Annotated in this window: 12 protein-coding genes; 7 read left to right on the top strand and 5 right to left on the bottom strand. The window is 70.9% G+C overall.

Translation table 11 applies throughout. The features are described 5' to 3' along the window. Positions 1-17: 17 nt before the first annotated feature. From ABB33_RS06095 to trxA, 4 genes are all read right to left on the bottom strand, one after another. Positions 18-482 carry a DUF4442 domain-containing protein gene (locus ABB33_RS06095; RefSeq protein ID WP_054666728.1) on the bottom strand — a complete coding sequence of 155 codons (465 nt, stop codon included), beginning with the start codon at positions 480-482 and terminating at the stop codon, positions 18-20. A gap of 69 nt (positions 483-551) precedes the next feature. Next, positions 552-2,177: a CHASE2 domain-containing protein gene (locus ABB33_RS06100; protein WP_056931497.1), complete on the bottom strand. Its 1,626-nt coding sequence runs from the start codon at positions 2,175-2,177 to the stop codon at positions 552-554. Beyond that, the gene (locus ABB33_RS06105; RefSeq protein WP_169790231.1) at positions 2,174-3,832 is read right to left on the bottom strand and encodes a FecR family protein; all 1,659 of its coding nucleotides are present in this window, start codon (positions 3,830-3,832) and stop codon (positions 2,174-2,176) included. Before ABB33_RS06105 ends, ABB33_RS06100 begins: the two co-directional genes overlap by 4 nt. Positions 3,833-3,987: 155 nt before the next feature. Beyond that, a complete protein-coding gene (gene trxA, locus ABB33_RS06110; RefSeq protein ID WP_056931498.1) occupies positions 3,988-4,845 on the bottom strand; it encodes a thioredoxin in 858 nt (285 codons plus the stop codon). 192 nt (positions 4,846-5,037) lie between these two features. Here trxA and ABB33_RS06115 point away from each other — a divergent pair, with 192 nt between their 5' ends. The 3 genes from ABB33_RS06115 (at position 5,038) to ABB33_RS06125 (ending at position 6,368) form a co-directional block, all read left to right on the top strand. Then, positions 5,038-5,466 carry a DUF2178 domain-containing protein gene (locus tag ABB33_RS06115; protein WP_056931499.1) on the top strand — a complete coding sequence of 143 codons (429 nt, stop codon included), beginning with the start codon at positions 5,038-5,040 and terminating at the stop codon, positions 5,464-5,466. Then, positions 5,463-5,675: a helix-turn-helix transcriptional regulator gene (locus ABB33_RS06120; protein WP_054666721.1), complete on the top strand. Its 213-nt coding sequence runs from the start codon at positions 5,463-5,465 to the stop codon at positions 5,673-5,675. The genes ABB33_RS06115 and ABB33_RS06120 overlap by 4 nt, the downstream gene beginning before the upstream one ends. 96 nt (positions 5,676-5,771) lie before the next feature. After that, positions 5,772-6,368, top strand: a complete 597-nt coding sequence (locus tag ABB33_RS06125) for a DUF998 domain-containing protein (RefSeq protein WP_225546631.1) — start codon at positions 5,772-5,774, stop codon at positions 6,366-6,368. Between the two features lie 36 nt (positions 6,369-6,404). Here ABB33_RS06125 and ABB33_RS06130 read toward each other — a convergent pair whose 3' ends face one another. After that, positions 6,405-7,688 carry a metal-dependent hydrolase family protein gene (locus ABB33_RS06130; protein WP_082595003.1) on the bottom strand — a complete coding sequence of 428 codons (1,284 nt, stop codon included), beginning with the start codon at positions 7,686-7,688 and terminating at the stop codon, positions 6,405-6,407. Positions 7,689-7,906: 218 nt separating this feature from the next. On the opposite strand from ABB33_RS06130, the gene leuS reads away from it, so the two are divergent. The 4 genes from leuS to nadD all read left to right on the top strand — a co-directional run. Beyond that, the gene (gene leuS, locus ABB33_RS06135; protein WP_054666718.1) at positions 7,907-10,549 is read left to right on the top strand and encodes a leucine--tRNA ligase; all 2,643 of its coding nucleotides are present in this window, start codon (positions 7,907-7,909) and stop codon (positions 10,547-10,549) included. A gap of 334 nt (positions 10,550-10,883) precedes the next feature. Further along, positions 10,884-11,432 carry an LPS-assembly lipoprotein LptE gene (locus ABB33_RS06140; protein WP_056931501.1) on the top strand — a complete coding sequence of 183 codons (549 nt, stop codon included), beginning with the start codon at positions 10,884-10,886 and terminating at the stop codon, positions 11,430-11,432. A 42-nt stretch (positions 11,433-11,474) separates the two neighbouring features. Next, complete coding sequence (holA, locus tag ABB33_RS06145; RefSeq protein ID WP_056931502.1) at positions 11,475-12,518, top strand: DNA polymerase III subunit delta; 1,044 nt, start codon at positions 11,475-11,477, stop codon at positions 12,516-12,518. Positions 12,519-12,529: 11 nt separating this feature from the next. After that, positions 12,530-13,080 (top strand): nicotinate-nucleotide adenylyltransferase (nadD, locus tag ABB33_RS06150; RefSeq protein WP_082595008.1); only part of this gene is annotated, 551 nt, incomplete at its 3' end.

A 13,080-nucleotide genomic window follows, 5' to 3' on the forward strand; every position in this document is an offset into this window, starting at 1 on the left:
CGCGGTCACTGCCGTGGCTACCCGCGCGCTTGGCGCGCTTCAGGCTTGGGGCGGACGTAGACCTGCTTGCGGACGCGTGCGACCACCTCGCCCTGCGCATCGAGCACGTCATTGCTGAACCAGCGCAGGTGCTTGGCGCCCTCGGCGGTGGCCGCGCGCACCTCCTCGAGCGTGGCCGCGTCGAGCCGGAACTCGGTGGTGACGGTGCCCTTGCCGGGCTTGATGAACTCGATCTCCCCGGCCTTGTCCCACACGTAGTAGTCGCGCCCCAGGTTGTGCAGCAGGCACAGCATCCAGAACGGGTCGGTCATGGCGAACAGGCTGCCGCCGAAATGGGTGCGTACGTAATTGACGTTCCACGGGCGCTCACGCAGTTCCACGCGCACATAGCGGTAGTCGGCATGGATCTCGGCGACATGGATGCCGGTGAACAGGAACGGCGGCCACAGGTTGATGCCGAGGCGGAACGTGCTGGCTTTCATGGCGGAGTGGGGCGTACAGGGGGACGGGGAGTCTAGCATTCGCACCCGTATGGTGAGGTGGCTGGCGCCTCAGTCGGCCACCCGGTACCCGTCCCTGCCGGCGGCCTTGGCCTGGTACAGCGAGGCGTCGGCATCGCGGAACAGCTGTGCCGGCAGGCCATCGACGTCGGGGACGATGGTCGCCAGGCCGACCGTGACGCTGATCCTGGCCTGGCGCCCCTTGCCGACCGCGACACCGGCCTGGCGGACCCGGGCGACGAGCGCCTCGACCAGCTGGACCGCGCCCTCGCTGCCGGTGTCCGGCAGGATCAGCGCGAACTCGTCGCCGCCGAAGCGCGCGGCCAGGTCGCGCGGCCGCCGCGCCAGTTCGCCGATCATCCTGGCGGTCTGCTGCAGCACCAGGTCGCCGACGTGGTGGCCGAAGGTGTCGTTGTAATGCTTGAAGTTGTCCAGGTCGATCAGGGCCAGGCTCAGCGGCCGGCCACCGCGCCGGGCCGCCTCGTATTCCAGCTGCAGCGCTTCTTCGAAGCGCATGCGGTTGGCCAGGCCGGTAAGCGGGTCGCGGTTGGCCTGGCGGCGCCAGTAGCGCAGCTGCCACAGGCCCCAGCCCAGCAGCATCAGCAGCGCGCCGCCGATGGCCGCGGCCGGCGCGAACCACAGGTTGAAACCGCGCAGCAGCACCGCGCTGAGCAGCAGCGGAAGGACCAGCGACAGTACCGCGACCAGCCACGGCGACAGCCGCCGCTGGGTCATGCCCAGTGCGCACAGCGCCACCAGCGCGAACACCGCGGCCAACTGCACGGGTGGGCGCAGCGGCAGGATCACGTGCCCGCCGAGCAGCATCGAGGCGACGTTGGCCTGGTATTCGGTACCGCTCATCCAGTATTCGCGCGAAGTGGGCGTGAGCAGGCGCGGGGCGATGCCGCTGGCGGTCATGCCGACGATCACCAGCCGGTCGCGCAGCAGCCCGGGCGGCAGGCGGCCTTCGAGCACGTCGATGTAGGACACCTGCGGGAAGGTCCCCGGCGGCCCGGCGTAACGCAGCCGCACGTAGTTGTCGCGTCGCCACTGATAGGGCGAGACCGTCTCCGCCGCCGGATCGACCAGTCCCGGTATCGGGCCGCTGACACCGCTCAGCGCCAGCCCCAGCGCCGGCCAGTAGGCCGAGCCCACGCCGGCCTTCAGGTACAGGCCGCGGGCCACGCCGTCGCCATCGACCTCGATGTCGGTGTGTGCCAGGCCATCGGCCACCGCGGCCAGCACCGGCACCGGCAGCAGTTCCTCGGGCACGGCTTCGTCGCTGGCCGCGGCCGCCAGTACCGGCAGCACGACGTTGCCGCTGCGCTTGATCGCCGCGGCCAGCTGCGCGTCCTGGCTGCCATCCTTGCGGTCGGGCTCGGGGAACATCAGGTCCAGCGCGACCCGGCGCACGCCGGCTTCGCGCAGGCGGTCGAGCAGCCGCGCATGGGTGCCGCGCGGCCACGGCCACTGCCCCAGCTGCTGCAGGCTGCGCTCATCGATGGCGACCAGCGCCAGGCGGTCGTCGGGCGGGTAATCCCAGCCGCCCACCAGCCGGTCATAGACGTGCTCGTCCTGCTGCCAGAACAGGTGCGCCTGGCTGGCCCAACCGGCCAGTGCGCCCAGGGCGACGGCCAGCAGCAGCCGCCACGGCCAGGGCATCAGGAACAGCTTCACAGGGCCAACAGCAGCAGCGCGCCGGCGCCGGCGCCATAGCAGAGCTTGCAGGGCAGCCGGATCTGCTGGGCGGTCGAGAACGGGGCTGCGTAGCCGTCGTCGTCGATGTACTGGATGCGCACATGCAGGGTGCCGCCGCGCCACGGCTGTTTCATCACCACCTCGGGCGCGCTGGTTTCGCGGTCGAGCAGGGGGGCGCTGAAATCGCCGCGGCGATCCACCTGCACGCGATAGCGCTGGCCTTCGGCGCCCGCCTGCCAGCGCAGGGTCAGCTGGCCCTTGCCGGCCTGCGCCGGCTGCAGGCCGGACTCCGGCGGGGCATCGCTGATGCGCAGCGGCAGGGCCTGCCCAAAGCGGCCGCTGCGGCCCTGCGCGTCCACCGACGCGACCCGCCAGTAGTAGTCGCCGGGGGCGAGCGCGACCGGCGAGCGCAGACGGGTGGCATCGGTGCGACGCTCGACCAGTGGCTGGCGGAAATCCGTGTCCTGCGCGATCTGCAGCACGCTGCCGCTGGCGCCAGGCACCTGCGCCCAGGCAAAACGCGGCTGCGCCAGGGCCAGGGTCTGGCCATGCACCGGGGCGGTGGTCAGCGGCGGCGGCAGGCCGTCGGGCACCTGGAAATCGTGGGCGCTGTCATGGCCCTCGACACCCTCGGCGGTGACCGCGCGCACCAGCAGCCGCAGCTGGCCGGGAGGCAGGTCGTCGATACGGATGCTGGAATCGGGGGTGTCGCGCGCGAACAGCAGGATTTCCGGCGCATCGGCACGCACCACCTCCACGCGGTAGCCGCGCGCCTGCGGCACCGGCTGCCAGGCCGCCAGCAGCGGCAGCGGTTCGAGCCGCAGCCGCGCCGCATCGATCACCGGTGCGGCCGGCAGCGGCTGGGCCGGTGCCGGTGCCCGCGTGGCCGACGCGCTGAGGCTGGCCTGGCCGGGATCGACCATCCGCTGGCCGTGGCGGTTGCCGACCTGCACCCGGCCTTCGACCACTTCGGTGACGGCCGGGTCGCCGTCCTGCCCGGCGCTGACCCGGAACACGGTGCCGCGCACGCTGCTGGTGGCGGTGGGGGCGGTGATCATGTAGCGCGACGCCGGCCCCTGTGCCGGGGTCACCCGGCTGCCGCTGCGGCCGCGCTGCAGGCGCAGCCGGGTATCCACCATGCCGGTGGCGCCATAGCTGCTGAGCTGGTCCAGGCGCAGTTCCGAGTTTTCGCGCAGCAACAGGCGCGAGTCGTCGGCGAAGGCCAGGGTGATGCTGGCGTCGGCACCGGTGCGGATGTGGCTGCCGATCGGCAGGCGCATGCCTTCGCGGACCGCGGCGGCCGGCTCGCCGCCAGCACTGACGTCGACCTGGCCGCGCACGGCCACCACGCGTGCCGGCGCCGGCTCGACCCGCAGCCAGGCGATGGGAAAGCGCAGCACCTGGCCCGGCGGCAGCCGGTAGGGGTTGGCGATCGCGTTGTGGTTCTGCAGCTCTTCCCAGGACACGGTGGGCTTGAGATAGCGCGTGCCCAGGTCCCACAGGGTGTCGCCGGGGCGTACGCGGTAGCTCCAGTCCTGGGCGCTGGCCGCGGCCGAGCACGACAGCGGCAGCGTCGCCAGCGCGATCTGCAGCAGAACGGTCAGGCGCAGCGCCCCCCGGTTGAACAACATCATCGGCAATCGGTCCTTCCGTCGCGGGAACCGGCGCCCTGCATCGCGCGCCCCCACTCCCCATGTGGCACGGCAGGGACTGCCGCGCGTCATCACCACGATGAACGGCGCATTATCCGGCAGGGCTTGCTTCACCTGCATGAACGAGTAGTGACGGGTCAGAACAGGAGCGACGACATCCGCCGGCGGTAGCGGCCGACGAGGTCGTCGTCCTCGACCACCCGGAATGCGTCGATCAGCGCCTTGCGTGGCGTGCCCTCGGCGTAGTTGCGGTCGATCCGCAGCATTTCCAGGAACTGCTCCAGCGCCGCCTCGTCGTTGCCGCCCAGCAGCTGGCGGATGCCCAGCAGGTGGCGGGCTTCCAGGTCGTTGCCATCGGCCTGGACACGGGCGGCCAGGGCGTCGGCCGGCGGCGCGTCGGCCACCGCGGCATGGAAATCCAGGCGTGCGCGTGCGCGGATGGCGCGGTCATCGGTGGCCAGGTTGGCGGGCAGGGCGTCGAGCAGCTGCCCGGCCTCGGCGACGTCGCCGGTGCGGATCAGCGCCAGCGCCAGGTCCAGCTTGAGCTCGGCCTTGTCCGGCTCGGCGGCGATGGCTTCGCGCAGCGCGGCAACCTGCGACAGCGGGTCCAGCGGGGCGGGTTCGTCCTCGATGGCGGCCGGTGCCTCGGCCGGGGCGATGCCGTGCTGGGCCAGGAACTCGCGCAGCTGGCCTTCCGGCAGCGCGCCGGGGAAGCCGTCCACGATCTGCCCGTCCTTGACCAGGAACACGGTCGGCACCGAGCGGATCTGGAACGCGGCGGCGATCTGCTGCTCCTTGTCCACGTCCACCTTGGCCAGCTCGAACGCGCCGTGGTACTCGCCGGCCAGCTTCTCCAGGATCGGCCCGAGCGTCTTGCACGGGCCGCACCAGGTCGCCCAGAAATCCACCAGCACCGGAGTCTGCAGCGACTTCTGCAGGACGTCGGTTTCGAAGGTCTCGGTGGTGGCGTCGAAAACGTGGGGCAGGTCGGACATCGCGGCGCTCGTAGTGGAAAGGTCTCGCCGAAGATGGTGGCAGAGCCCGCGGATGCAAGTCCGATGTAAAAAATACTGGACATCACTCCGGGCGGGTGTAACGTTTGCATTACATCCGGGGCGTCATCGGCGTTGCCGGCACGGGCGGCCACGCGGGGCGATCCCGGGGGCGATCGGACAAGGAGGACGCGCATGCGCACACGGGACGTGTTTTCGGCGATGAACCGGCAGCAGACGCTGGCCTGGCTGCTGCTGGCCAGTGCCGGCCTGGCGTCGATCCTGCTGGGGCGCTGGCTGCTCGCCGGCGGCGGCGGGCAGGCGGATGTCCTGGCTCCCGCGTGGTGGCTGTTGCTGGTCGGCGCGTTCCTGTTCCTGCGCCGCGACGGGAAGGTCGTGGCCGACGAACGCGACCGGGCGATCCAGGCGCATGGTGCGCGCGCCGGCTATGCCGCGCTGGCGCTGATGCTGGTCGTGGTTTCGGTACTGGCCGAGGACCAGGCGGATTTCGTCGCGGCACGCGGCGGTGCCTGGATGGGGAGTTTCCTCGTCTGGCTGGTCTGCCTCTCGCTCAGCGTGCACGCCGCGGTCATGCTCTGGCGTTACCGGCACGACCGCCGGTGAGCGGCACGCCCGTCGGCAACGACATCCGCCGGCTGCGCCTGGAACACGGCGCAATGACCCAGCAGGCACTGGCGGACGCCTGCGGCGTGACCCGGCAGACCATCATCGCGCTGGAGGCGGGGCGCTATGCGCCGTCGCTGGAACTGGCGTTCCGCATCGCCCGCGCATTCGGCGTCGGCGTGGAGGATGTGTTCCGCTGGCAGGGCTGAGCCGGCCGCTCCGGCGTGCGTACCGCCGCGGCAACCTTCACAATCGCCGCCATCGGCTGGCGCCGCCCGCGCCGGCGTGCAAGGGATCGGATGTCGATGGTGTGGAAACAGATGGCGCGCTGGGCCGGACCGGCGTCGGTGGCGATATGGCTGGTGGCGCTGGCGGTGTTCGGCGCGCGGCTGCCGTTCTATGACCAGATGCGCCATCCGGTTTCGCTGCTGGGGGCCACCGGGGTTCCCGGTGCCGGCTCCTTCAATGCGCTGGGCTTCGTGCTGCCCGGGCTGCTGGCGGCGCTGGCCGCGCTCGGGCTGGTGCTGCGCATGCCGGCCACGGCCTCGCGGCCGCTGCGGGTGGCCGGGCAGATGCTGCTGCTGGCCGGGCTGGCGTTCGCCGCCATGGGCGTGTTCCCGCTGGACGCGCAGGACATCGAGAACCGCGCCAGCCAGGCCCACGCCAGCGTCTGGCTGCTGTGGCTGGTGGCGTTCTGTGGCGGCGCGGCGATGCTGCACGTGGGCGCCGCGCGCGATGCGGCGTGGCGGCCGGTCGCCACCCTGGCGGTGGCCTGCGCGGTGTGGATGCTGTGCAGCGCGTTCGTGTTCGGCAGCGTGATGCCGGTGGCGATGGCGCAGCGGCTGGCGTTCCTGGGCTGGGCGCTGTGGCTGGCGCTGCTGGCACGGCTGGCGCCGCGCTGAGGACGCGCGGCGCCTCCCTGCGGCCAGGCGCCGTCGTCACTGCTTGTAGATCACCCCGTCCTTCATCACGAAGCGCACGTCCAGCACCGCGTTGATGTCCTCCAGCGGGTTGCCGGCCAGGGCGATCACGTCGGCACGCTTGCCGGGCTCCAGCACGCCCTGGTCGTCCACGCCCAGTACCTGCGCGGCATGCACGGTGGCGGCCTGCAACGCGTACGCTGCGGGGATGCCGGCTTCGACCATGTAGACGAATTCGCGCGCGTTGTCGCCGTGCGGGCCCACGCCCTGGTCGGTGCCGAACGCGATCCTGACGCCGTTGCGGTAGGCCTTGGCCGCGGTCTGGCTGATCAGCGCGCCGATGCGCGCTGCCTTGGGCCGGACGACTTCGGGGAAGTAACCGTCGATGGCCGCCTTCTCGGTGACGAAGCGCCCGGCGTAGAAGGTCGGTACGTACCAGGTGCCGTGCTGCTTCATCAGCCGCATGACCTCGTCGTCCATGTAGGTGCCGTGCTCGATGCTGGTGACCCCGGCCTGCACCGCGCGCTTCATGCCCTCGGTGCCGTGGGCATGCGCGGCCACGCGGAAGCCGTAGTCGCGCGCGGTATCGACCACGGCCTTGATCTCGTCCACGGTGAACTGCGGTGCATCGCCGGAGCGTGCGTAGCTGAGCACGCCGCCGGTGGCGGTGATCTTGATCAGGTCGCTGCCTTCCTTGTAGCGCTGCCGCACCGCCTGCCGCGCCTCGTCCACCGAGTTGACCACGCCTTCGGCGGGGCCGGGCGCGCCGACCAGGTGCGCGAGCCGCTCGTTCCAGCCGTTGGTCGGATCGGCGTGGCCGCCGGTGGTGGCGATGGACTTGCCCGCGGCGAAGATCCGCGGGCCCCTCACCAGCCCCTGGTTGATCGCATCGCGCAGGTGCGGGCTGACCTCGCCGCCGAGGTCGCGCACGCTGGTGAAGCCGGCCATCAGGGTTTTCTCGGCATAGCCGACCGCGCGGAAGGCATGGTCCACCGGGTCCAGGCGGAAGTCCTCGGAATAGCTCTGCGGACTGGACTGGCTGCCCAGGTGCACGTGCAGGTCGGTCCAGCCCGGCAGGCAGACCTTGTCGCCCAGGTCGACCACCCGCGCACCCGCGGCATCGGCACCGGTGCCGGGCAGCACCTGGCGGATGCGGCCATCGGCCACCAGCAGCGTGTGCGGTCCCTTGAGCTGGCCGCTGCGCGCGTCGAACAGGCGCCCGCACTGCACGGCGACGGGTTCGGCCCAGGCCGGTGCGCAGGCCAGCAGCAGGAGGGAGGCGAAGCGGCGGCGGATCGGCATCGGTGTGTTTCCCCTGGGGTGGAGGCGGCAGCATAGCGGGCCGGCGCGGGAAACCGGTGTGGCGCCCGGGGCTGCCGCGGGCGGTGCCCGGCGGCAACGTGCAAGCGATTGATATTGCAGGGAACGGGTTTTTCCCGGGGGAGGCGGGGTGGGCCGGATTGGAGCACTCTGGTGCACTGCGGTACGCTGTCCCGCTTTGCCGCAGCCCCAACGCTTTCATGTCCAGCGTCGAAACCAACATCTACGATCCCCAGCAGGTCGAAACCGCTGCCCAGAAGTACTGGGAAACCACCCGCGCGTTCGAGGTCGACGAAACCTCGGACAAGCCCAAGTACTACTGCCTGTCGATGCTGCCGTATCCGTCCGGCGCGCTGCACATGGGCCACGTGCGCAACTACACCATCGGCGACGTCATCAGCCGCTACAAGCGCATGACCGGGCACAACGTGCTGCAGCCGATGGGCTGGGACGCCTTCGGCCTGCCGGCCGAGAACGCGGCGATCAAGAACAACACCGCGCCGGCCACGTGGACCTACGCCAACATCGACCACATGCGCGGCCAGCTCAAGTCGCTGGGCTACGCCATCGACTGGTCGCGCGAGTTCGCCACCTGCACGCCGGACTACTACGTGCACGAGCAGCGCATGTTCACCCGGCTGATGCGCAAGGGCCTGGCCTATCGCCGCAACGCGGTGGTGAACTGGGACCCGGTGGACCAGACCGTGCTGGCCAACGAGCAGGTCATCGACGGCCGCGGCTGGCGCTCGGGCGCGCTGGTGGAAAAGCGCGAGATCCCGCAGTGGTTCCTGCGCATCACCGACTACGCCCAGGAGCTGCTGGATGGCCTGGACGAGCTGGACGGCTGGCCGGAATCGGTCAAGACCATGCAGCGCAACTGGATCGGCCGTTCCGAAGGCCTGGAGATCCAGTTCGACGTGCGCGACGTGGACGGCAGCGTGCTGGATCCGCTGCGCGTGTTCACCACCCGCCCGGACACGGTGATGGGCGTGAGCTTCGTCTCCATCGCCGGCGAACACCCGCTGGCGGTGCACGCGGCCAGGAACAACCCGGCGCTGGCGGCGATGCTGGCCGAGCTGAAGCAGGGCGGCGTCTCCGAGGCCGAGCTGGAAACCCAGGAAAAGCGTGGCATGGACACCGGCCTGAAGGCGGTGCACCCGGTCAGCGGCGAGCAGGTGCCGATCTGGGTCGCCAACTTCGTGCTGATGGGCTACGGCACCGGCGCGGTGATGGCCGTGCCCGGCCATGACCAGCGCGATTTCGAGTTCGCCGGCAAGTACGGCCTGCCGAAGAAGCAGGTCATCGCGCTCAAGCACCCGAAGAACGACGACGAGCGCAGCTACGACCCGGACCGCTGGCAGGACTGGTACGGCGACAAGACCCGCGAGACCGAACTGGTCAATTCGGCCGAGTTCGACGGGCTGGATTTCCAGGGTGCCTTCGAGGCGCTGGCCGAGCGCTTCGAACGCAAGGCCCAGGGCCAGCGCCGCGTGAACTACCGCCTGCGCGACTGGGGCGTGAGCCGCCAGCGCTACTGGGGCTGCCCGATCCCGGTGATCTACTGCGACACGTGCGGCGCGGTGCCGGTGCCGGAAGACCAGTTGCCGGTGGTGCTGCCGGAGAACGTGCAGTTCACCGGTACCGGTTCGCCGATCAAGGCCGACCCGGAATGGCGCAAGTGCACCTGCCCGGAATGCGGCGCCGCCGCCGAGCGCGAGACCGACACCTTCGACACTTTCATGGAGTCGAGCTGGTACTACGCCCGCTATACCTCGCCGGGTGCGCGCGAGGCGGTGGACAAGCGCGGCAATTACTGGCTGCCGGTCGACCAGTACATCGGCGGCATCGAGCACGCGATCCTGCACCTGATGTACTTCCGCTTCTTCCACAAGCTGCTGCGCGACGCGCGCATGGTCGACAGCAACGAGCCGGCACGCAACCTGCTGTGCCAGGGCATGGTGATCGCCGATACCTTCTACCGGCTCAACGCCGATGGCTCCAGGGACTGGTTCAACCCGGCCGACGTGGACGTGGTGCGCGACGAGCGCGGCCGCATCACCGGCGCCACCCTGCGCAGCGACGGCCAGCCGGTGGTGATCGGCGGCACCGAGAAGATGTCCAAGTCCAAGAACAACGGCGTCGATCCGCAGGCGATGGTGGCCAAGTACGGCGCCGACACCGTGCGCCTGTTCTCGATGTTCGCCGCGCCGCCCGAGCAGTCGCTGGAGTGGAACGAGGCCGGCGTTGACGGCATGGCGCGCTTCCTGCGCCGGCTGTGGACCATGGTGCACCGGCATGCCGCCGACGGCAGCGCGCCGGCGCTGGACGTCGCCGCGCTGGACGCCGGGCAGAAGGCGATCCGCCGCAAGACCCACGAGACCATCGGCAAGGTCGGCGACGACTATGGCCGCCGCCACGCCTTCAACACCGCCATCGCCGCGGTGATGGAGCTGCTGAACGTGCTGGCCAAGTTCGACGATGCCAGCGCCCAGGGCCGTGCGGTGCGCCAGGAAGCCCTGCAGGCGGCGGTGCTGCTGCTCAACCCGATCACCCCGCACGCCTGCCATGCCATGTGGCAGGCGCTGGGCCACGGCGAGACCCTGCTGGAAGACCAGCCGTTCCCGCAGGTCGATGCCGGCGCGCTGGTCAAGGATGCGCTGACCCTGGCGGTGCAGGTCAACGGCAAGCTGCGCGGCACCATCGACGTTGCCGCCGATGCCAGCCGCGAGCTGATCGAGGCCGCGGCGAAGGACGAGCCCAACGCGGCCAAGTTCCTGGAAGGCCTGACCGTGCGCAAGGTCATCATCGTGCCGGGCAAGATCGTCAACATCGTGGCGGGGTGATCCGCCTGCGGCGCGTCCTGATGGTTCGCCATCCGGGCGCGCGGCTGTGCGTTCGTCATCCGGTGCGGCCTGCGCTCCATTGCGGCGTCCCCCATCCGCGCCGCGCGGATAGCCCCCCGACCGGGGGGCATGGAAGTGGAGAGCAGCTTTTCCGCAAGTGCTTACCCGGCAGCACGTGCGCATGCTCCGGTTCTGGCCTGTCTTCGCACGCAACGGCGTCCGCTCCGGGACAGCTTGACCGGCGATCCCCGGTTTCATCCCCGCTCACGCCCGATGGGCGATGATGCGGCGGTTTTCTGTTGCCGCCCCCCGCCGGCTCCGCCAGACTGTGCCCATGACCCGATACCTGACCGCCCTCGTCCTTGCCGTGAGCCTGACCGGTTGCGGCTTCCACCTGCGCAACAAGCTCACCCTGCCGGACGACACCCCGGCGGTGAAGGTCGAGTCCACAGTGCGCTACAGCGAACTGGTCAAGCTGCTTGGGCGCGGGCTGCATGCGTCCGGCGCGATCGTCGTCGGCGAGGACGAGCCCGGCAAGGGCGCGGCCCGGCTGCAGATCCGCTCCGAGCGCTGGGGTGACCTGCCGATCGCCATCGATGCGCAGGGCCGCACGCAGGAATACAGCATGCGCTACGCGGTGGTGTTCGTATTCCGGCATCCCGACGGCAGCGTGCTGGTGCCCGAGCAGGTGATCGAACTGTCGCGCGACTACGTGTCCGAGCCGACCGACGCCACCGGCACCACCACCGAACGCGAGATCCTTGCCGACGAACTGCGCCGGGAGATGTCCGCCTCGATCCTGCGCCGGATCGACAGCGTGACGCGTGCGCAGATGGAGAAGGAACGCAACGCCGCTCCCGCCGCCCCCGGCAAGGACGGCTGAGCGATGCCGATTCTGGCGGCGCCGGCGCGCGGGAGCTGAGCGATGGAACTGCGTCCCGAGCAGCTTGCCAGCCAGGCCGGTGCCCAGCCGCTGGCGCCGGTCTACCTGATCGCCGGGCCGGAACTGCTGCGTGTGCTGGAAGCGGCCGATGCGGTGCGCGCGAAGGCGCGTGCCGAGGGCATCGGCGAGCGTGAGGTATTCGATGCCGACGGGCGCGATTTCGACTGGGGGCAACTGGCGTCCAGTTTCAACGCGCCCAGCCTGTTCAGTGCGCGGCGGCTGGTGGAGCTGCGGCTGCCCGGCGGCAAGCCGGGCAAGGAGGGCGCGGAGGTGATCAGCGCGTTCTGCGCGCAGCCGCCGGCCGACGTGGTGCTGCTGATCACCGCCGGCGAGTGGAGCAAGTCGCACCATGGCAAATGGGCCGATGCGGTGGCGCGCGTCGGCGTGTTGTCGGTGGCCTGGGCGATCAAGCCGCACGAACTGGGCGACTGGATCGAGCGTCGCCTGCGCTCCAGGGGGCTGCGAGCCGAACCGGCCGCGGTACAACGCCTGAGCGAGCGCGTGGAGGGCAACCTGCTGGCCGCCGCGCAGGAAATCGACAAGCTGGCGCTGCTGGCCGAAGGGCAGACGCTGGACGTGGCGAAGATGGAAGCACTCGTCGCCGATGCCGCGCGCTACGACGTGTTCCGGCTGGTCGAGGCCGCGTTCTCCGGGCAGCCGCAGGCGGTGGTGCGGATGCTCGCCGGGCTGCGCGCCGAGGGCGAGGTGGTGGCCGCGCTGACCCCGATCCTGATCCGCGAACTGCTGCTCACCGCCGGGCTGGCGCGGGTGCAGGCCGGTGGCGGCAATCTCGCCGGTGAAATGAAGGCACGCGGCATCTGGGAGTCGCGGCAGGCGCCGTTCAAGCGCGCGCTGCAGCGACATCCGGCGGCGCAGCGCTGGGAACGTTTCGTGGCCGAGGCCGGCCAGGTCGACCGCATGGCCAAGGGCCGCGCCGATGGCGATCCGTGGCTGGCGCTGGAGCGCCTGCTGCTGGCGGTGGCCGAGGCGCAGGCGGTGCGCCTGCTGGCGCGCGGGACGCGCTGACCGTGGCGCCCATGCCGGGACCGCGCCCGGATCGGCCCGGTGGCGACCTGGTGCTGGTCTACGGCGGCACCTTCGACCCGGTCCACAACGGCCACCTGGCCATTGCCCGCTGCGCCCGTGACGAGCTGCATGCCCCGGTGCGGCTGATGCCGGCCGCCGATCCGCCGCACCGGCCGCCGCCGGGCGCCGATGCCGCCCAGCGCACGCGCATGCTGGAACTGGCGGTCGCCGGCGAGGACGGCCTGTGGGTCGACACCCGCGAACTGCGTCGCGCCGCCCGCCAGCCCGGGGTACCGTCGTGGACCGTGGACACCCTGCGGGAACTGCGCGCCGAAACCGGCGCCACGGCTCCGGTGGCGCTGCTGATGGGTGCGGACAGCCTGCTGGGCCTGCCGACCTGGCATGAATGGGAGCACCTGCTGGACCTGGCGCATATCGTCGTCGCCGAACGCCCCGGCAATGCGCTGGACGGGCAGTTGCCCGCCGCGCTGGCCGCACGTCTGCGCGATGCCTGGGCGGACGATGCCGCGCGCCTGCGCGAGCGCCCGGCCGGCCGGGTCTG

The sequence above is a fragment of the Stenotrophomonas acidaminiphila genome (genome assembly GCF_001431595.1).
GTDB lineage: Bacteria > Pseudomonadota > Gammaproteobacteria > Xanthomonadales > Xanthomonadaceae > Stenotrophomonas > Stenotrophomonas acidaminiphila.

Coding starts and splice junctions, on each gene's coding strand:
- ABB33_RS06140 (WP_056931501.1), top strand. CDS start 10,884: ATGACCCGATACCTGACCGCCCTCGTCCTTGCCGTGAGCCTGACCGGT.
- ABB33_RS06125 (WP_225546631.1), top strand. CDS start 5,772: ATGGTGTGGAAACAGATGGCGCGCTGGGCCGGACCGGCGTCGGTGGCG.
- trxA (WP_056931498.1), bottom strand. CDS start 4,845: ATGTCCGACCTGCCCCACGTTTTCGACGCCACCACCGAGACCTTCGAA.
- ABB33_RS06105 (WP_169790231.1), bottom strand. CDS start 3,832: ATGATGTTGTTCAACCGGGGGGCGCTGCGCCTGACCGTTCTGCTGCAG.
- holA (WP_056931502.1), top strand. CDS start 11,475: ATGGAACTGCGTCCCGAGCAGCTTGCCAGCCAGGCCGGTGCCCAGCCG.
- leuS (WP_054666718.1), top strand. CDS start 7,907: ATGTCCAGCGTCGAAACCAACATCTACGATCCCCAGCAGGTCGAAACC.
- ABB33_RS06130 (WP_082595003.1), bottom strand. CDS start 7,688: ATGCCGATCCGCCGCCGCTTCGCCTCCCTCCTGCTGCTGGCCTGCGCA.
- ABB33_RS06115 (WP_056931499.1), top strand. CDS start 5,038: ATGCGCACACGGGACGTGTTTTCGGCGATGAACCGGCAGCAGACGCTG.
- ABB33_RS06095 (WP_054666728.1), bottom strand. CDS start 482: ATGAAAGCCAGCACGTTCCGCCTCGGCATCAACCTGTGGCCGCCGTTC.